At 51.7% G+C, this 18,830-nt stretch carries 17 protein-coding genes; 9 read left to right on the top strand and 8 right to left on the bottom strand.

Features of this window, described 5'->3' with window-relative positions:
• Nucleotides 1–869: 869 nt before the first annotated feature.
• Both csaA and GQS10_RS21470 read right to left on the bottom strand, forming a co-directional pair.
• Complete coding sequence (csaA, locus tag GQS10_RS21475) at nucleotides 870–1,223, bottom strand: chaperone CsaA (protein ID WP_166246119.1); 354 nt, start codon at nucleotides 1,221–1,223, stop codon at nucleotides 870–872.
• Between the two features lie 14 nt (nucleotides 1,224–1,237).
• On the bottom strand, nucleotides 1,238–2,056 hold the full coding sequence (locus tag GQS10_RS21470) for an AAC(3) family N-acetyltransferase (protein WP_166246116.1): 819 nt from the start codon (nucleotides 2,054–2,056) through the stop codon (nucleotides 1,238–1,240).
• A gap of 624 nt (nucleotides 2,057–2,680) precedes the next feature.
• Between GQS10_RS21470 and GQS10_RS21465 the strand changes: the two genes are divergently transcribed.
• The 5 genes from GQS10_RS21465 (at nucleotide 2,681) to GQS10_RS21445 (ending at nucleotide 6,507) form a co-directional block, all read left to right on the top strand.
• Nucleotides 2,681–3,319 carry a sensor domain-containing protein gene (locus GQS10_RS21465; RefSeq protein ID WP_166246114.1) on the top strand — a complete coding sequence of 213 codons (639 nt, stop codon included), beginning with the start codon at nucleotides 2,681–2,683 and terminating at the stop codon, nucleotides 3,317–3,319.
• 44 nt (nucleotides 3,320–3,363) lie between these two features.
• Nucleotides 3,364–3,954, top strand: coding sequence for a thymidine kinase (locus GQS10_RS21460; RefSeq protein WP_166246113.1), 591 nt, complete (start codon nucleotides 3,364–3,366; stop codon nucleotides 3,952–3,954).
• Nucleotides 3,955–4,140: 186 nt separating this feature from the next.
• Nucleotides 4,141–5,055, top strand: a complete 915-nt coding sequence (locus tag GQS10_RS21455) for a peptidoglycan DD-metalloendopeptidase family protein (RefSeq protein WP_166246111.1) — start codon at nucleotides 4,141–4,143, stop codon at nucleotides 5,053–5,055.
• A 1-nt stretch (nucleotide 5,056) separates the two neighbouring features.
• Entirely contained in the window at nucleotides 5,057–5,512 is a 456-nt protein-coding gene (locus tag GQS10_RS21450; RefSeq protein WP_341805115.1) for a bactofilin family protein, read from the top strand.
• Between the two features lie 68 nt (nucleotides 5,513–5,580).
• Complete coding sequence (locus GQS10_RS21445; protein WP_166246109.1) at nucleotides 5,581–6,507, top strand: DMT family transporter; 927 nt, start codon at nucleotides 5,581–5,583, stop codon at nucleotides 6,505–6,507.
• Between the two features lie 9 nt (nucleotides 6,508–6,516).
• Here the strand turns inward: GQS10_RS21445 and GQS10_RS21440 are convergent, their stop codons facing one another.
• The 3 genes from GQS10_RS21440 to GQS10_RS21430 all read right to left on the bottom strand — a co-directional run bounded on the left by GQS10_RS21440 (nucleotide 6,517) and on the right by GQS10_RS21430 (nucleotide 12,827).
• On the bottom strand, nucleotides 6,517–8,280 hold the full coding sequence (locus GQS10_RS21440; protein WP_166246108.1) for a hypothetical protein: 1,764 nt from the start codon (nucleotides 8,278–8,280) through the stop codon (nucleotides 6,517–6,519).
• Nucleotides 8,277–9,599, bottom strand: coding sequence for an efflux RND transporter periplasmic adaptor subunit (locus tag GQS10_RS21435; RefSeq protein ID WP_166246106.1), 1,323 nt, complete (start codon nucleotides 9,597–9,599; stop codon nucleotides 8,277–8,279). Before GQS10_RS21435 ends, GQS10_RS21440 begins: the two co-directional genes overlap by 4 nt.
• A gap of 90 nt (nucleotides 9,600–9,689) precedes the next feature.
• Entirely contained in the window at nucleotides 9,690–12,827 is a 3,138-nt protein-coding gene (locus GQS10_RS21430) for an efflux RND transporter permease subunit (protein ID WP_166246105.1), read from the bottom strand.
• Between the two features lie 234 nt (nucleotides 12,828–13,061).
• Here GQS10_RS21430 and GQS10_RS21425 point away from each other — a divergent pair, with 234 nt between their 5' ends.
• Together GQS10_RS21425 and GQS10_RS21420 are read left to right on the top strand one after the other, a co-directional pair.
• Nucleotides 13,062–13,391, top strand: a complete 330-nt coding sequence (locus tag GQS10_RS21425) for a PadR family transcriptional regulator (protein WP_166246103.1) — start codon at nucleotides 13,062–13,064, stop codon at nucleotides 13,389–13,391.
• Nucleotides 13,388–14,092 (top strand): VanZ family protein, encoded by a 705-nt coding sequence (locus tag GQS10_RS21420; RefSeq protein ID WP_166246101.1) that lies wholly within the window; start codon nucleotides 13,388–13,390, stop codon nucleotides 14,090–14,092. The genes GQS10_RS21425 and GQS10_RS21420 overlap by 4 nt, the downstream gene beginning before the upstream one ends.
• Nucleotides 14,093–14,256: 164 nt before the next feature.
• On the opposite strand, the gene GQS10_RS21415 is transcribed toward GQS10_RS21420, so the two are convergent.
• From GQS10_RS21415 to GQS10_RS21405, 3 genes are all read right to left on the bottom strand, one after another.
• Nucleotides 14,257–14,430 carry a bacteriocin gene (locus GQS10_RS21415; protein ID WP_166246100.1) on the bottom strand — a complete coding sequence of 58 codons (174 nt, stop codon included), beginning with the start codon at nucleotides 14,428–14,430 and terminating at the stop codon, nucleotides 14,257–14,259.
• Nucleotides 14,431–14,557: 127 nt separating this feature from the next.
• Nucleotides 14,558–15,919, bottom strand: a complete 1,362-nt coding sequence (locus GQS10_RS21410) for a sensor histidine kinase (RefSeq protein WP_166246098.1) — start codon at nucleotides 15,917–15,919, stop codon at nucleotides 14,558–14,560.
• Nucleotides 15,912–16,595, bottom strand: a complete 684-nt coding sequence (locus tag GQS10_RS21405; RefSeq protein WP_166246097.1) for a response regulator — start codon at nucleotides 16,593–16,595, stop codon at nucleotides 15,912–15,914. Before GQS10_RS21405 ends, GQS10_RS21410 begins: the two co-directional genes overlap by 8 nt.
• Nucleotides 16,596–16,887: 292 nt before the next feature.
• On the opposite strand from GQS10_RS21405, the gene GQS10_RS21400 reads away from it, so the two are divergent.
• On the top strand, nucleotides 16,888–17,550 hold the full coding sequence (locus tag GQS10_RS21400) for a phosphatase PAP2 family protein (RefSeq protein WP_166246096.1): 663 nt from the start codon (nucleotides 16,888–16,890) through the stop codon (nucleotides 17,548–17,550).
• A 98-nt stretch (nucleotides 17,551–17,648) separates the two neighbouring features.
• Nucleotides 17,649–18,830, top strand: coding sequence for an MGDG synthase family glycosyltransferase (locus tag GQS10_RS21395; RefSeq protein WP_166246094.1), 1,182 nt, complete (start codon nucleotides 17,649–17,651; stop codon nucleotides 18,828–18,830).

Here is an 18,830-nt window from a genome sequence, read left to right as displayed (position 1 = left end):
GGAGGACTCCAGTTTAATTAGGGGGCCTATGAGTTATCCGCCTCTCTTCGGCAGGTTTGCCCAAGGATATTTCGAAATAGTACCAGTTATTTGTATTATTTCGCTCCAAAACTGACTTCCGTCAGGAGATAATACAAATTACTTGTATTATCTCTCGTGCGTCCAAGGCTGAAAGCGCCCGATTAGTCACTGACAGGGGCTCACTTAGCAAATTACAAACATTCAAAAGGACAGGGAGAATAAATCCCTGTCCTTTTGCGTTTCTATATAGTCAACCACCCTTTCTACCTATCTACTTGTCCATTCCGCCTCCCTAACTGATCCCGCTCGAAACCAACTAATCTTGTCCGCCTTTCTTGGCCCTAACCCCCGTTTACTTGTCATTCCTCCTCCCTATCTGACCCCGCTCGTACCCAACTAATCTCATCGCGCCTTTCTTGGCCTAACCCCCGTTTACTTGTCACTTCCTCTTCCCTATCTGATCCGCTCGTACCCAACTAATCTCGTCCGCCTTTCTTGGCCTAACCCCCGTATACTTGTCATTTCCTCCTCCCTAATCGGTCCGCTCGTAACCAATTAATCTTGTCCGACCTTCCTAGGCCTAAAGCTCAATTACTTGTCACTTCCTCCTCCCTATCTGAACCGCTCGGGTTCCTGCATGATAACCTGGCACGGCGCTTCTCTTTTCCAATAGCAGCCTTGCTCCATACCTAGCTGCCTATCTGCAGCTATAAATCACTGCCTTACCTACTATCTATTAGTTAGTACCCATCCTATAAGCTAGCCCCAAGCAGCCAACCAAAGCAACAAAAAAAGGCAGGAAGCGCACTCCCTGCCCGGGAACCCACTCCTGCCTTTCAACCTTTTCATTACGCGATCGGTGTACCGTTTGGCACAGCAGTGTCCGGCTGGAGCAGCACAACGTCCCCTTCTTCATGCACTCCGCCGAGGACTAGCACCTCCGAAGAAAATCCGGCAATTCTCCTTGCAGGGAAATTCACAACCGCCGCGACCTGCCTGCCGACGATCTGCTCCGGAGTATATCGCTTCGTAATTTGCGCACTCGAACGTTTCACCCCAAGCGGCCCAAAATCAATGTGCAGCTTTATCGCCGGCTTCCTTGCCTCCGGAAACGGCTCTGCACGAATAACCGTACCAACCCGTATATCCAGCTTCGCAAAATCCTCTATGGTCGCCGAATTCTGCGAGTCAGCCTGTTCCATTGTCGGCTTTTCTGTCACTTCCGATTCGCCTCCATCCACGTTACACCAAAATCAACTAACTCGCGCTGCGGCATGAGCAGCGCATCTGCCTGCCCGACGCGCCCTTGGCGAACAAGGCTGCTTTGCTTCGCAAAGGCTTCCCCAACCACCGGAAAATCGTCGGTTTCATACTCGAGCTGCGCAAATTCAGCCCAAACGCGCGCCCCATCCTGCATTACTGGAGCACCGGCCTGTTTCACGCGCTTGGAAGCATAATTCGCCCGATGCTCAGACAAATGCAGCGATGTATTGCTGTCGTGCCCGACGCCAAGCAGCAGCACCCAGCCCGCTGCATCGTAAACCCTCGCGAGCGGCGAGCCCTCGCCCAAAGAAAACTCCAGCCGATGCCCGTCCACGACTCGGTCCCTCACGCTTCCCCATGCCGCAAAGGAGTGATGCGGATGCGCACTGCGGCGCACTCCATCCGCTTTGCGGAACGTCTCTGCGATCATCCCCATCCAATCGCAGGGTGTTAATGCCGGATCGTAGGCCGGCATCGTCTCCCTAACATGCGCCCACCATTCCTTAGGAATGGGCGGGTTTCCCCACTCTGCCGGATCGGAGTACCCCGAGGTATGGGCAGGCATAATAAGCGTTCCGGCATCGCCAACCGCTCGCATAAGTCCTAGGATCACGGCCTGTGCTCCCCCGTTCACCCAGCCGATTCGGCTCAAGGAGGAGTGCACCAGCAAGCTCATCCCCTCCTGCACGCCCAGCTCCCTCAGTTCTTCTTCTATGGAACCGACCGTCGCTGGCAGGCCTTTTGTCTGTTCAATAATTTCTTTCAACGGCATTTGCTATCCCCTCACCCGTGATCGCTCAAGATTGATTTCATAAATTCCAATTCACAAATTCAAACATCTCTAACATTGTCTTTTAAAACTGTTCTTCTATTCCTAACTCCTATCCGCACATTCTAATCGGAAACGAACAGGATCCTGATGCTTGTTACTTGTGCCAAAATTGCCCTAACCTGTCCGGTCCGGTCTTGTTCAATTGTAATATTGTCCTGTCCTGTCCACCTGTCATATTATTCTGTCTTGTCCACCTGTCATATTTTCCGGTCCTGTCCATCTGTCATAGTCTCCTGTCTTATCCATCTGTCATATTATCCTGACTCGTCCTATTCATCTGTCATATTGTCCTGACCCGTCCTGTCCAACTGTCATTTTGTCCAGCCCAGTCCAGCCCTGCCCCGTCCAGTCCAACCCACCCCACCCGCCGCGCCTCCAACTACTCCCCAAAATGTACCATACCCGCCCTTCCTAACAAAAAGGAAAAAATCATTTAACTCTTTCGTGACCGGTCATATGACGTCAGGCACTATGAACAGCTCCCCCCAGTTGGCTATAGTAAATCTATAGAAATGGAGTAACAAATAACTACCATTTACCATAGTTAGAAAGGAAGCCTTGACCATGCAAACCGAATCGACGATCTCCTTAATTACCGATCCGAAAACCTACGCCAAAATCTTATATTTGCTGCTGTCACTTCCCGTAGGCATCCTTTATTTCACAATCGCCGTGACCGGCTTTACACTTTCCATCGGCCTTACACCGATATTCGTCGGCTTCCCCTTGGCCATCGGCATGCTGCAGCTCAGCAAGGGCGTGCTTCGCTGGGAATCGACGCTGGCCGGACAGCTTCTTCACCAGCCCGTACCGGAATGGGGCCAGCGCGAGCCTTCTCCTCCAGGCTTTTGGAGCAAGCTTAGCTACTACGCAACGGATTTTCGCTCCTACAAAGGGCTGCTGTTTATGATCCTAAAGCTGCCCCTCGGCATCATTTCCTTCACCGTGTGCATCACCGCGATCGCAACGAGTGCCGCTTTCTTGGCCGCACCGCTCGTACAGATCATTTTAATCAACGAGATCGGGATCGACATCTACGAGTCCAGCCTGCTCAATCTCCTTCCGTTTGGATTATCGTATACCCAGCAGTCTCTGATCTATGTAGCCATCGGTCTTTTCTGCATCTGGCTGTTCATCCGCATTCTTCACTTCATCGCCCAAATTTCGGCAGGATTCGCTCTTTTTATGGCAGAGGAAAAGTAAAGCAGGTATAATAACGGAATACCAACTACGGAAAGGACGTCAACATGGCTCAACTGTATTTCCGTTACGGAACAATGAACAGCGGCAAGTCTATAGAGGTGCTGCGCGTTGCCCACAATTACGAGGAACAAGGCAAGAAAGTATTGCTTTTTACACCCGCAATCGATGACCGGTACGGCGTAGGAACCGTCGCTTCCCGGGTCGGCATCCAGCGCGAGGCCATCAAGGTCGACGCTGATACCGATATGCTGGCGATTACCGCCGCGCACTCTCCAAGCTGCGTCATCGTCGATGAAGCACAATTTCTAAACCGCGAGCAGGTGCTCAATTTAACCCGTATCGTGGATGAGCTCAACATCCCCGTGCTTTGTTACGGCCTTCGCACCGACTTTGTCGGCAATCTCTTTGAGGGAAGCCTCGCTTTATTTTCGTGGGCGGACAAAATTGAAGAGATTAAGACGATCTGCTGGTACTGCGAGAAAAAGGCTCTTATGAATATGAGATTAAAAGACAACACGCCGGTTTTTGAAGGCGAGCAAATCCAAATCGGCGGCAATGAAAGCTATCTTCCGGTTTGCCGCAAATGCTACGTTCGGTTAAAGCAAGGCCTGCCCCCTCTTAAGCCTCGTTCTTAAAAACTTGTATATCCCCGGAGTTTCCGTCATACACATAGACTAACAGATGACTTTTCCGAGAAGGGTCTTGATGCTATGCGGGAACTCCGGAAATTCACCTTTTTGTACATACCTGAAGCCCACCGGTCCGTCCGCCGCTTCCGTCTGCCGAGAATGCTCCTTTTTATACTGCCAGGGGTATTTTTTGTGCTGCTGATTTCTGGCGTCCTGTTCTTCCGTTACAGCAAATGGAATGCCGACTATGCCGTTTCCGTGCTCTCCGAGCAGCATCAGTCCGAAACCACCCAGTTGATTGAGGAAAAAAGTCAGCTGGAATCCGACTTGATTACGAAGGAGCAAACGATTCAAGAGCTGCAAAACAGCGTCATAACGCTATCCGAAACTGCGGATCAGCTGCAGCAAAAGCTTGAAGAGCTGAAAGAGCTGGAAACCCAAATTCGTTCCTTATCCAAAATGGGGTCGTTGACCTCGAGCAAAACGAACGTTTCCGTTGCTTCCACAGAGAGCGCCTCCGATGCCGATTCCACAGCCGTTGGAGGTGAGCTGATCCCCGCGACTGATGAAGACATGCAGCAGTTCATGGACAGCACGGCGAAAACCTACGAGCAGCTGAGTACCCAAATCGAGAGTGTAAAAAGCGACTTAGCGGCCCTGCAAGCCGATTTGGAGGCAAAACGAGCGAGAGAACGCAGAACACCCACGATCTGGCCTACCGACTCGCGCACCTTGACCAGCGGCTTCGGCTACCGCCGCGATCCGTTTACAAATCGCCCGAGCTTTCACAGCGGGTACGATTTTGACGGAAGCACCGGTGACAGTGTGTATGCCACAGCCGAGGGAAAGGTCTCCGAGGCCGGTTGGGCGTCAGACTACGGCTACCATATCGTGATCAATCACGGGAACGGGCTGCAAACCCAGTATGCACATCTAAGCAAAATTCTCGTGGAAGAAGGGCAGGCCGTTTCCAAAGGCGAAAAAATCGGGCTTGTCGGCTCCACAGGGCGCAGTACAGGGCCGCATCTCCACTACGAAGTGATCAAAGGCGGCGAAAAGGTGAATCCAAAGCCATACTTAATTCAGGATCGAAAGGAAGTGGAGTAACGTGTTTGGCAAGAAAAAGAACCCAGTCAATCCAAATTCGACCGATACCTTAATCGGCGAGGGAACCATTGTCGAGGGAAAAATGCTTTCCGAAGCAAGTCTGCGCATTGAAGGAAAGGTGATCGGCGACATCGAATGCTGCGGGGACGTCATGATCGGGGAAAAAGGCGAGGTCCATTCGAATCTGCAGGCGCGCAATGTCATTAATGCCGGCATTATTGTCGGCAGCGTAACGACAAAAGGCAAGCTGACGATTACGAATAAAGGCCGGGTGTCCGGGGAAATCGACGTCGGCCTGCTGCAAATCGCGGAGGGCGGCATTCTACAGGGCGCAAGCCGGATGACGCCGGAGCAAACACGGCAGGTGGAATCCGAAAGCCTGAAGCCCGTGAAGGGCAACCGTTCCTCAAAGCCGGTTAAGGCCGAAGGAGAAAAAGAAAAAGCGAATGCCAGTTGACCGGCCTTCGCCTGTGTGATACGTTTTGTGAGGCATTGCAATTATACCGCCCCGGAGCGTGAAACCAGATGAAGGCAAACCGTTTTCCCCTATCTACATATGCCCTATTGGGAGTCGGCATTATTGCGATCTCCTTTTCCGCTATATTTGTAAAATTTAGCGAAGCGCCCGTATCCGTCATCGCCATGCAGCGGCTGCTCATCACGATTGTGCTGATGCTGCCGTTCGTATGGCGCGCGCGGGAAGAAATCCGGCGGATCTCCCGCCGCGACTGGGTCGGCCTGCTGCTTTCCGGCAGTGCGCTGGGACTCCACTTCCTGCTGTGGATGGGGTCGCTTCGCTTTACAACGGTGGCCAGCTCCACCGTGCTGATGACGCTGGAGCCGGTGCTTGTTATGGCCGGCGCCTATTTTTTGTACCGCGAACGCACGACGCCCAGCGCGATCGCGGGAGCCGCTCTTGCCATTGCCGGAGCCATACTGATCGGCATTGGCGATTTTGCCGTTTCCGGCAGCGCCCTGCTGGGCGATCTGCTGTCGGTGCTTGGCACGGTGGCCGTTGTCGGCCACATGCTGATCGGACAAGACCTGCGCTCGAGAATGGGAGCGATGGTCTATAGTTTTTTTGTATTTTTGACCGCAGGTTTATTTTTCCTCGTCTATAATATCGTCATTGGACACGAGCTGATTGCTTATCCTGCCAAGGAATGGGGCCTTTTTCTTTTGATGGCGATCGTCCCTACCGTATTCGGCCATCTGCTGTTTAACTGGCTGATGCGCGATGTCGGCGCGACCGTCATTTCTATGGCCGTCATCGGCGAGCCGGTTGGCGCCACCCTGCTCGCTTGGCTGATGCTCGGCGAAGCGGTCTCACCGCTCACCGGAGCCGCATGCGTATTGCTTATGCTGGGAGTCGTGCTGTTCTTGGCCCGCCACCGATCTGCGCCGCACGGGGACGCCCCTCAACGTCCCCATGAACAGCCCAGTGCCAGCTAAACGCTAATTCTACTTCCACTCCGCCAGTAATCGCTTCGCTTCTCCGGCCGGTGTCTGGAACGTCTCATACACCTTCACCGTGTATGGGTATTCCAGCTGCTCCGTCTGCACGTTGCTGAACCGCAGCGTTTGCGTGCCGCTGACGATCCTTTGCTCACCGACAAGAGGCATCGTTTTGGAAGCAAACACGCGTCCCAGCGAGTCATACAGCTCGAATTTGAGCATCGAGGACTGCTGATCGGCCACCACATCGTCTTGATGCGTAATTTGTGCGTTCACTTTAAGCATATACGTGTACGTAAAGCTGCCGGGTCCTTGCGTAACGGCGTACTGCGTCGTCCAGTCGCGGAATTCGATGTCGAACGGGTACATCGATACCCGCTTCGAATCGGAAAGCGGCTGGGCAGCGGTCCGCACCGCAGCAATCCGCGACGATGCTGCGGCTCCGGTACCTACCGGCTCCAGCAAGGCTAAGCCGAGCGCTTCACCGGTTTCTGACTCCGGCAGCAGGAAGGAATAGCTGATGACGTAGCTGAGTCCCGGCGCCATCGATGCGTAGGAGGCCGTCTGTCTCGAGCCGGTATAACGATGTCCGTCCGTTCCGGTCAATTCCGCCCCGAACTGCGGCATCGGTTTATCCGTTCCGCTCGTATTGGTCAGCTTAAACTTGGCGACGGCCGTTTGATAACCCGAGCCCTCATTTTCGCTCAAGGTCAGCTCCATCAGCGCCACTTCCGTCGAATCCGCCACTGCCTTATTCCACGAAGTCAGCTTCATCGGCTGTCTCATTTCGTAAGGAGCAAAGCTGCTCCAAAGCTCTGCCGCTGCGGGCGGAAGCGCCATACTCATGCGTCCCACCGCGTAACGAACCGCTTGTTGGGCGGAGGCTGCTGCAGGTACGAACGACTCAACGGTTTCTACCGTAATCCCGCTCAATACTGCCGAGCCCTCATTCACCGGGATCACGACATGCACCGCTTTGCTTTCCCCCGGCTCCAGCATTACCCCCGTCTGCTCCGCCAGTGTTCCGACGAACGTTTGGCCGCCGCTTCGACCGCGAAGCTGAAAGTCGGGAAGCTTCTCTTTGGCGTTGCCTTCATTCACTGCGGTAAACGTAACGATATATGACTGTCCGCCCTGCGCCGTCTGTTCAATGCGAATTCCCTCAGGCTTCAATGAAATTTGAGAGCCTGCGAATGGAATCCGGAATGCGGTTCCCCAAGCGATTTGGGAAGCAGAATCGGCGAACGTATCAAGAGCGCCTGTCCATACCATGTCTTCCGTCAGCGGAATGGACCATTTCACCGTTTCCGTCTTTGGATATACATACTCATTTACGTCCACCCACTGCAGCTCTGCACCTACAGTAGAAACAGCCGCCTCCAGTCCGGCATAAAAGCTCAGCTCCACCATCTCGTAAGGCGATGCCGCTCTCGGGTTCGCTGCGCTCGGCTGCAGGATATAGGAAGCGCCGTCAGCCGTCCGAAGCCGCAAATGTCCTTCCGGCATACGCGTCAGCCGTCCATTCGTGTTATAAAAACGAAGGGAAGCACCGAGGTTTGTGCCCGTCCCCGCTTCATTCCGCTCCGCCAGCACATGCTTCAGCTCCGCTTTCAGCCCTGCGGCCGCATCCACCTTAGCGGCGGCGGTCACAGCCGGCGCCGAAGCCGTAAAGCCCGCTGAGGCATACGTATGCGCAGGGAGGGACGCCAGCATCGACATCCCAATCACAGCGGCCGTTGTCATTTTTAAACCCTTCGTCCATTCTCTCATTGCGTTTTCTCCTCTCCCGCTCCGTTTACCTGTCCCGTTTTCACGCTTTGATCTACTTTCACACTTTGTTCCTCTATACTCTGTCCGTCCTTCAAGCGCGCTTGACCTCTCGTCACCACCTGCTCGCCCTCCTGCAGGCCGGCGGTAACCTCCTGATACTGATCCTTTACTCGTCCTACCGTAATGACACGTTTCTCGACTTTCCCTTCCTTTATCACGTAAACGAACGTATCCGAGCCTTCTCTACTAATCGCTGCCGACGGAACCGCCAGCGCCTTCTGCTCCGCTTCATCCGACAGCACGACTTGCACGCGCATGCCCGGCTTCAGCTGCTTGTCCGGATTGGATGCTTCGATCTCGAGCGCATACGACTTCGTTTGTTCGTTTACACTCTGGCCGACAAACGTGACCTTGCCCTCATACCGGCGCTCCGGATCAGAAGGCAAATAGAAAGCGAGGCTTTCTTTCCCTTCTACCTTCTTCAGCAGCGCCTCCGGAATTGCCGCTTTAATCACGACCGGATCCATCCGCAAAATTTGTCCGACGCGAATCCCCTGCGAGACCATCATTCCCGCCTCCACGCTGAGATCTGCCAGCACGCCGTCAGTAGGCGCCTTCACGGCGTAATATTCAAGCCGTCGGTTCAAATCGGCTAAAGATACCCGCGCAGTTGCAATTTGCGATTCAAGCGAAGCCAGCGGATTGGTTTGATCCAGTGCCGCCAGCTGCTTCTCGGCTAGCTCCAAATCCCGCTGAGCATGCTCCAGCATTTCCGCCGCTTGATCCACTTGGCGCTGCGTCACGAGACCTGCGTCATAGTCGTTGCGCAGCTTGTTGTATTCCTCGCGCTGCCTTTGCAGCTGCGTACGGCTGCGCAGAACCGCATTGCTTAGCTGCAGCTTGGAATTGGTGGAATCGATTCTTGTTTTGGCCAGCGTCTCCTGCAAGTTGTTTAACGAAATTTCGGTTCTGCGTTTTTCCGAAAGAATATCCGCGTTGTCGATGCGGAACAACACCTCTCCCTGCTTTACGGTATCACCTTTCGTACGCAGCTTTTCCGTGACATCGCCGCTAGCCTTAACGACGATATCCATTTCAAGCGAAGCGGCCACCTCAGCCACCTGCTCCTCCGCCGAGCCCATCATTTGTGCGCTTACGGCTTCCGTCTGTATTGTGCTTTTCGATTCGGCCCCGTTCAGCGCCGTCGTTTCAGATGCTTTACCACAGCCCGCCAAAGCCGCAGCGAATACAAATGCGGCAAGCAGTACAGCCGCCGGTTTGCGGCGTATTTGAAACGTAGAAGCGTTCGATTTTCCCATACGTTTGTCCTCTCCTTTATCTAATTTCCGCAGCGCTGCTTTCACTTCTAGAATGGAAGCCTGCAGCTCTCCCGCAAGCTTCCTCTAGCCTTACACGGAAGACGAGCCGCGCTCCTGGCGAACCGCTGCCGGCTTCCGCTTTCCTCTGCCAAACCATCCGGACATACGCCGCTTGGACGCTTCGATCATCTCATAAGCAACCGGCACGACGACAAGCGTCAGCACGGTCGAGGTCGTTAAGCCGCCGATGACAACGACCGATAAGCCTTTGGAAATCAGCGTGCCTTCGGAAAAGCCCAGTGCGAGCGGCAGCAAAGCCGCAATCGTCGCCACCGCCGTCATAATGATCGGACGGAAGCGCTCCAGCCCCGCTTCAATAAGCGCGTGCCGCACCGTATAGCCGCTTTCGCGCAGCTGCTGCGCACGGTCGATCAGAACGATCGCATTTGTAACTACGATACCGATCAGCATCATAAAACCGATCATTGACGTAACATCGAGCGATTGCCGCGTCAAGAACAGACCGAGCAGCCCGCCGATCGCCGCCAGCGGCAGCGAGAACAAGATCGCAAACGGCGCGCCTGCGTTACCGAACGCCAGTACCATGATCAAGTACACGACAAACACGGCTGCCCCCATCGCAACAAACAGCTGCGAGAAGCTCTCTTCGATATCCTGGCTTACGCCTGCCACTTCCCGGGAAACTCCCTCAGGCAGCTCGATTTTATCCAGTTCGGCAGCGATCGCCGCGCTGACTCCGCCCTTGTTGTCGGACTCTATGCTGGCCGAAATACTAAGCACCTGCTGCTGCTTCTCACGCGAGATGTTCACCGGAGATTCGATCTCCGTCACCGTGGCGATCTCATTCAAGTAAACAAGCGCCCCCGTGGATGTACGCAGTGCAATCCGTCCGATTTGCTCCGGCGTTTCGATATCGCGTTCATTCACCTTCACAACGGTATCGTACATTTCACCGTTAAGCTTCACTTCGCCGATCGAGGACTCTCCGATCCAGGCAGCTGCCGTTTCGCGCACCATTGCCGCATTTAAACCGTACAGCCGTGCCTTCCCTTGATCGACCTCCACCTTAATTTCAGTCTTCGCATCGCTCAAGCTGTCCTGAATTTCACTCAATTCCGGATACTGCTCAAGCTCTTCACGAATCAGCTGCGCCGCTTCACGCAGCTTCTGCTGATCATCGCCTTTGACCATATATCTGAAATCCGTCGTCGCCGTAGCCGGATCGCCCGCCAGTCCGAACGGCCGCACCTCCGCACCCTGCGGCAGCGTTTCAAGCATCAGCGCGGTGTATTCGTCTTTCACCGTCTTTACATTTTCCTCGCCCAGAACCTCCACAAAAATTTGCGCCCGGTATGACACCGCCTCGTTCACTCCAACATTGACTCCTTGTGCGCCATCGTAGCCGATCAAGGATTCAACGTAGCGGAACAGCGGCTCTCCCTTCTCCGTCTTCGCTTCAGACAGCAGCGCTTCAAGCTCCTTCACTTCCGTATCTGTCGCTTCAAGTGAATACTCATTCGGAAGCTTAATCGTGAAATAAACCGTCCGGTCGCTTCCGCTTTCCGGAATAAAGGCCATCGACAAGTTCGGCACGATCGCAGCGACCGACACAACAAGCAGCAGCGCAGAGCCCGCCATTGTCTTTTTGCCGTTATTCAGCGCCCACTCCAGACACTTGCGGTAAAACGCTAGGACCTTGCCTTCCTTCTGGTCTCCCTCATGATTTCCAAGGTTCGCTTGGTTCGCCACCAGCAGCTTGGCCAGCATCGGGATAACCGTCAGCGCAACGAGCAGCGACGCCATCAATGCGCACGCCAGTGTTAACGCAAACGGACGGAAAATCTCCCCGGCAATCCCGGTAACCATCCCCATCGGGGCAAATACGCCTACCGTCGCCAGCGTAGAGGACGTAATCGCCGATCCAACCTCTTTGGTAGCCAGCTTAATCGCAGACTCGCCGTCTTCGATCGCCTTCGCCAATCTCGAATAAATATTTTCAATAACGACAATACTGTCGTCGACGACCCGTCCGATTGCAATAAACATACCGCCGAGCGTCATAATGTTAAGCGTGATGTTGAAATACGACATCATTAGAAGCGTGATCAATATCGACAGCGGAATAGATACTAGCACGATCAGCGTCATTCTGATGTTGCGCAGGAAGACCAAGATCATAAGCGACGCCAGCAATGCGCCGACCACACCTTCCTTGAGCATCCCGTTGATCGACTTTTTCACCTCTACCGCTGCATCGTACAGCGTGTGGTACTCGATCTGCGGATAATCCGCCTTCCACATCTCGATCCGATTCTTGATGCCGTCGGAAAATTCAACCGCATTCGCGTTTGAGCTTTTGTAAAGAATAAGGGCAATAGCCGGATCATCATTCAAACGCGAGATATATTTTGATTCGGAAATCGCTTCAACCTCGGCAATTTGACTAAGCGTCAGCATGCCGCCAATCGGTGAAGGGAGTTCCATGCTCTGCAGCGCATATAAAGAATCGATATTGCCCGTCACCCGCATCACCTTCGAGGTTCCGTGCACCTTCACCGAGCCCGCCGGTCCGTTGGAAAGGTTGGCCTGGATCAGCTGCGCCACCTGTCCTGGAGTAAAGCCGTAAACATTGATCGCATCGGCGTTCAGTCTTATATCCATGCTCGTTGTACGGTTGCCGATCACATCAAAATGATCGAGGCCATCCAGCGATTCGAGCTCATTTTCCAGCACATCTTCGTAAATCCGGTCAAGCTCGGCCTGCGACATGCCATCCTTTCCCTGCAGCGTTAAATAATACGAAGGGATGGAAGCCATGCCGAACGTAGCCGCTGTAGGCTCCTCTGCCCCCGATGGAAGCCGAACATTGGAAATGGCGTCCTCGACGTCGGCCTTCTTTTTGTCCGTATCGACGCCCTGCGTAAACTCAATAATGATGGACGAATACTGATCCGTTGAAGTCGATGTCACATTTTTAACATCCTCTAGATTGGACACCGCCTCCTCAAGAGGTTTGGTCACATCCTCCATAACGTCTTCCGGCGAACCTTGATAAATCGTGGTCACCGATACGACTGGAAACGAAATGTCCGGAAAGTTTTCCACCTTTAAAGTCGAGGCAGAGTAAAGCCCGCCTCCAAAAAGCAGCGCCATAATAATGAACAAGGCGGCTACATTTTTCATTGAAAAATCGGTTAATCGGTTCAAAAGGTTCCCTCCAGTCTCTCTGCTTCATACCACCTATTCTAGGAACCCAATATGAACACAGTATGAACCAAATGGTAATAACAGGTGGAAACCAAAAAGACCGGAACGAGGGCTTAAAATTTAATCGGGGAGATTTGTGTATCGTATCTAGGGGGAAGCAGCCACTGAGATCGACGCGATGACCCTTGTATAACGACATATGTTGTTATACAATATCTATAAGAGGTGTAAAGCATGGATAAAGAGATAATGAAGGGAAGTATAGACATCTTACTTCTATCAATTATTGGTCGGCAGGATACATATGGCTACGATATTATCCAGCAATTAAAAGACCACAGTAACGGTGTGTATTTAATGAGTCAGGGTACTCTTTATCCTGCGCTCAAGAGGCTGGAGAACAAAGGCTTATTGAGCGCTTATTGGGTGGAGAATGAAGTAAATGGGCGACGAAAATTTTATTCGCTTACAAATGAAGGAAAATCGGAATTACGTGAAAAATTACAGTCATGGGATCAGATTCATTTTCTTATTCAAGCTTGCAGAAAGGCGGGTCTCGCATGAATCCATTTGATTCGTACCTCCAAAAAATACTTACAGAAATCAACGCTTCGGAAGAAGAGAAACAACAACTGTACACTGAATTTTCGGATCATCTATATCATCTAAAAGTGGAGTACATATCAAAAGGATATTCGGAAATTGAATCCGTTCAGTTGGCGATTACTACTTTCGGTGATTCTAAAGAAGTTGCTAAGAATATGGAAGAAGTTATGTTTCCTAATAAGCATTGGTTGAATAAAATTGCTTGGTTTGGACTGTTAATGTATATAGCAGTTGTGCTAAAACTCCTGATTTTTGATGAAATTAGAATGCACATCCGTGAAGTTAACCAAGAAATTAATTATCTACGTTATAATTTGGTGCCGTTCGAAAGTATTAGTACCTATCTCATGAATTTTCATGATTATAATTTTGATACTTGGTTTTTCAATACGTTTGGGAATGTCTTACTCTTCTTGCCTTTCGGTTTTTTGTTGCCAGTTTTGTTTTCTAAAACTAGAACCGCAATAAGGATTATTTGCCTCTCACTTACTTTTAGTTTAGTGATTGAGATTCTTCAATTGACCACACGGTTCGGACAATTCGATGTTGATGACCTCATATTGAATTCGATCGGTGGATATATTGGGTTTATTATTTTCATACTTATCTCTAAAGTGATTACCAAATTAATAGAAAATTCAAGGCCATCGGTTGCTTAAAGTTTCAATAACAGATCTACCCCACCAAAGAACGGTGGGGTTGTTTTTACAGGACTATAAGTAAAGCAGCTCTTTTTTAGAAAAGAGCCAAAATAAAAAAGCAGCGGACCAAGACTCGAATAAAGTCTTAGCCCGCCGCTCGTAGTCTTTCGGCTACCTATAGATTAAGCGTATCGGCGTCCGCGGCCGCTAGTTGTTCTTTTATTAATTGGGCTTGATCTTCCGCCGCCTTCTACATTCTCCATCTCTTCATTCGATAATTCCTGAGAAAGATCCGAAAGCTCAATTTCTTTGTCCGTCTTGATTTCCTGTTCTGCCGGTTTGTTCTTCTCTGTCATCATTAGGCCCTCCCAAGATTATTCTTAAAGATAGAATACCACAGAAATATAAATTGCGGTTTGTGATACATTTCACTGTCAGTTTTTCTTTTAATATTTCATAGTACGGCTAATGTATTAAAATGTATTAACGCGACGGAATTTTCACCGTAACAGTTGTCCCATGCCCCGGCGAACTGTCGATGGAGATTTCGCCGCCGTGCAGCTCGACAATCCGTTTCACAATCGCCAAACCTAGCCCGTTGCCGGGCTGCTCCCTTGTACGGGACTTGTCCCCTTTATAAAAGCGCTCCAGCGCCCTTTTCCGATTTTCCTCCGACATGCCGACTCCTGTATCGGAAACACGCACGACGATTCCGTCAATGTGCGCTTCGGCCGAAATGCGGATCGTACCTTCCGCATTTGTAAATTTAATGCTGTTGCTGAGCAAGTTTTGCCACACTTGATTCAGCTGATCCTCATCGCCCTGAACGATCAGCTTCGGCAGCTCCAGCTGGATGTCGAGCGATTTCGCCGACCACTGCGGCTCGGCGGCAATGACTGCGTTACGGATTTGCCGGTCCAACGAAAACGCTGCTGCTTGAAACGGATGATGCTCGGAATCAAGGGATGCGAGCTTCAGCAAATTATCGCTCAGCCGCGACAGCCTCTTGCTTTCCCGATCGATAACATCCAAATAATGATGCCGCTCCTCCTCCGACAGCTCCGGGGAGCGCAGCAAAGAAACAAAGCCGGAGATCGAAGCCAGCGGCGACTGAATCTCATGCGAAACGTCGGACACAAACTCCTGACGCATCGTCTCGATTTTTTTCAAGTCACCGGCCATTTCCTGAAAGCTGGCCGACAGCACGCCCAGCTCATCCTTGCGGGCTGCGCTCAGGCGAATGTCATAATTCCCTTTCGCTATCTGCTTCGTCGCCTGGGTAATCTCTCTCAGCGGCTTTACCAAATAGGAGGCGGCTACCGCAATGAGTACGCTGCCGATTCCAAGCGCCAGGAGGATCAGCGTTTGAAACGCCCTGTCAAGATTTTGCACCTCCGGCAAATCATGCGGACTGACGACTAACGCATAGGTTTCCCCGCCCCAGCTCAAAGGAACGCCAAAGCTGATTTTGCTGAATTCCAAAAACCAGCTTTCCTTGCGGATAACCACTTTCCCCTTCAGCACACGTTCAATATCGTCCTTCGTCATCGAATGCGGCTTAACAACACCATACCGCCCGATTTCATCCGCGTTTGGGCCGTAAAGATAAAGCGAAAGAGCATCTCTTTTGGCACGATCCCTCAAATATTGCTCTCGTTCCTCTATTTCCATCCGGTCAAACAGCTCGGAAACGATTTTAACCTCCTCATGGATGCGAGCTTGGAATATTTCCATCGCATATTCCCGGTACAAAGAGGAAGTAATGAAGAAGGAGCTGACCAAGCCGAGCAGCACGACTGCGATAAACGTCAGCACAACCTTTACATAAAGCGTCGTTCTAATCATGCTCCCGTGCCTCCAACCGGTACCCGAGTCCCCGGACGGTCACAATGCGAAAATCGTTCTCGAACCGCTCGAAACGTTCTCTCAGCCTCTTAATATGTACGTCTACGGTACGTTCATCTCCCTCGTGATCGATGCCCCATACGGACTCAATCAGCTGCTCTCTCGAAAAAATTTGACCGGGATAGCTCGCGAGCTGGTACAGCAAATCAAACTCCTTCAGCGGCAGATGAAACGTCTCACCGCCCGCCATAACTGCACGCTTCGTCTGATCGAGCTTTACCGCACCCACCCGAACCGTGCGCTCCGAGGCGATCCGGTAACGCCGCAGCAGCGCCTTCACCCGAATCACGAGCTCCTGCGGTTCGAAGGGCTTCGTCAAATAATCGTCGGTACCCAAATTGAAGCCCTTCACCTTTTGGCTCATTTCATTTTTCGCCGTCACCATAAGCAGCGGAAGCTCAGAGTATATTCCGCGAAGCTCCCGGCACAGCTCCCAGCCATCCATATCCGGCATCATGATATCCAAAACGACGATGTCCGCAGGCGCCTTTTCCATCTCCGCCAGTGCTTCGACGCCGTTGGCCGCTTCCCGCACGGCATAGCCTTCCCTGCGCAAAAAAATCCGCATCAGCTCCCGCATGTGCGGATCGTCGTCCACGACAAGAACAGACGCCACCCGAAATCCCTCCGTTTCACAAGTGAGATGTTGCCATTGCTATTTGCTCCATAAAATCTTAATATGGCAGTACAAAGCTTTCGCAGAGTACGGAAGCTTTTTTTATGTGCATTTGCGCTTCGTTAACAATTTGTTCACAATTTTGACAAACTAAAATGATCTTTATACCGTCTATAAGACGATATCTTATCATTCCCAGACCTTGGTCCAGCTTGAAAACCATCGTTAGTCTATTTTCCAGCCATGCCTAAACTTTTATTATAGAATCAGATAGAAATGAGGGGATCACAACATGAACCGCATCCTTCCGCAGCATATTTGGGATCACATGAAAGCATTGCTGCTCCTGCTCGTTCTGCCTATCGCCGGATCCGGCTATGTTTATTTGAATAACGCAGATCGAGGCTTTCGTATTTTGTACACCCAGGTAGATTATGCGATTCCTTTTGTAAAATATTTTGCGGTACCGTATTTGTTTTGGATCGTATTTTTGTACATTTGCCTTATCTATTTTTGCTTTCGCGATCGTACAATGTACTACCGGATGTTATTTTCGTATGCAGCCGGCGTTTTCATTTGCTACATGTTTTACTACTTTTTCCAAACGACGGTTCCCCGTCCGGTCTTGGTGGGGGATGACATTTTTACATGGATGGTCTCGAAAATATATGGCTCCGATCAGCCCTTTAACGCATTTCCGAGCATTCACTGCTTCTCCAGCTTTTTGATGCTTTCCGGGATCTTGCGGAGCAAGGTGCGCAATCGCTTGAACACGCTCCTTATCGGCTCTACTGCAATGCTCATAATCGCATCGACATTGTTTGTGAAGCAGCATGTAATCTTGGATGCTCTTTCGGGAATTATCGTAGCGGAGCTCGTTTTTGCGCTTTCCGCTTACATGCCATTTGGAGAACAAGCGCTTCGCAGAAGCCGGTCCGTATCTCATAGTGGTTAAGGGTAGTCATTATTTGGTAAAATGAAATAGAGAGAGTTGTTTTTCCGAATTGTCCAGCGTTCACGTTCATTCGCTGAATCGGAAGAAGGGGGATGAACATGCCTTCAACAGGAAAGCAAAAGATGCTGCTTTTATCCGGCCGTTTGGGAGACGGACATAAGCAGGCTGCTCTTGCTCTGGCAGAAACCGCAAAGCAGCACCGTCCTGACATGGAAACGGAGCTTCGCGATTTCATGGAATGGACCCATCCGTATTTGCACGAAGTAAGCCGATACTTGTTTATTCAAGGCGTGAAGGCCTTCCCAAGCGTATACGGCTTTTTATATCAAAAAACGAGGGACGACAATTCGCTCTCCTCGATGTTTAAAAAAATTCGCCTGTTCGGGCTGAACCGGATGATGCAGCTGATTCGGGAGACGAACCCGTCTGTTGTCGTGAGCACATTTCCGTCTGCAGCGGCCGCAATGTCCATCCTCAAGCAGGAGGGCTTGACCGATGTTCCTACGGTTACGGTCATCACCGATCATACCGATCACAGCTATTGGATTCATCCGATGACCGATAAGTATTTAGTCGGATCCGATCCTGTGAAGCAGGCGCTGCGGCGGCGCGGGGTTCTGCCGGGGCATATCGAAGTCACCGGCATTCCTGTCCGCCCGCAGTTTTACGGCCGATATGACATGCATAAGCTGCGGCTCAAATACGGGCTCGACCCGCATACGCCGGCCGTCCTTGTCATGGGCGGCGGCTGCGGGATCATTGGCGAAGATGCGGTCGAAATGATCAGCTCCCGCCTGTTTCCGCGCCCCGTTCAGTTCATCGCGGTTTGCGGCCATAACCGGAAGCTGCAGGAGTCGCTCACAGAGAGCGCCTTACACGCTCCTCACCCAGTGAAGGTGTTTGGCTTTGTCGACGAAATCCATGAGCTGATGGCCTTGTCCAATCTCATTATTACAAAGCCGGGCGGCTTAACCACTTCGGAAGCGTTAGCGCTTGGAGTGCCGATGCTGCTGTATCATGCACTGCCTGGGCAAGAAGAAGATAATGCGCGCATCTTATGCGGATCGGGCGCAGCCGTTCATGCTCGTCACGGCCATTTATTCCGCGAGCTTCAGCAGCTCTTACTATTTCCACGCCGTTTGGAAATTATGCGTGAAAAATCCAAAGACTTCAGCGGTCTGCATGCTGCCGAGCGGGCACTGGATACAATAATACATACGAGCGGCAACAGGCCAATTCAGCCGGCCGCCGAATTAATTCTGGTCGGAGGCGGTGTTTAA

Source organism: Paenibacillus turpanensis (assembly GCF_011421635.1).
Classification (GTDB): Bacteria; Bacillota; Bacilli; order Paenibacillales; family YIM-B00363; genus Paenibacillus_AK; species Paenibacillus_AK turpanensis.
The sequence above is the reverse complement of the archived record's forward strand: the minus strand, read 5'-3'. Positions and strand labels throughout refer to the sequence as shown.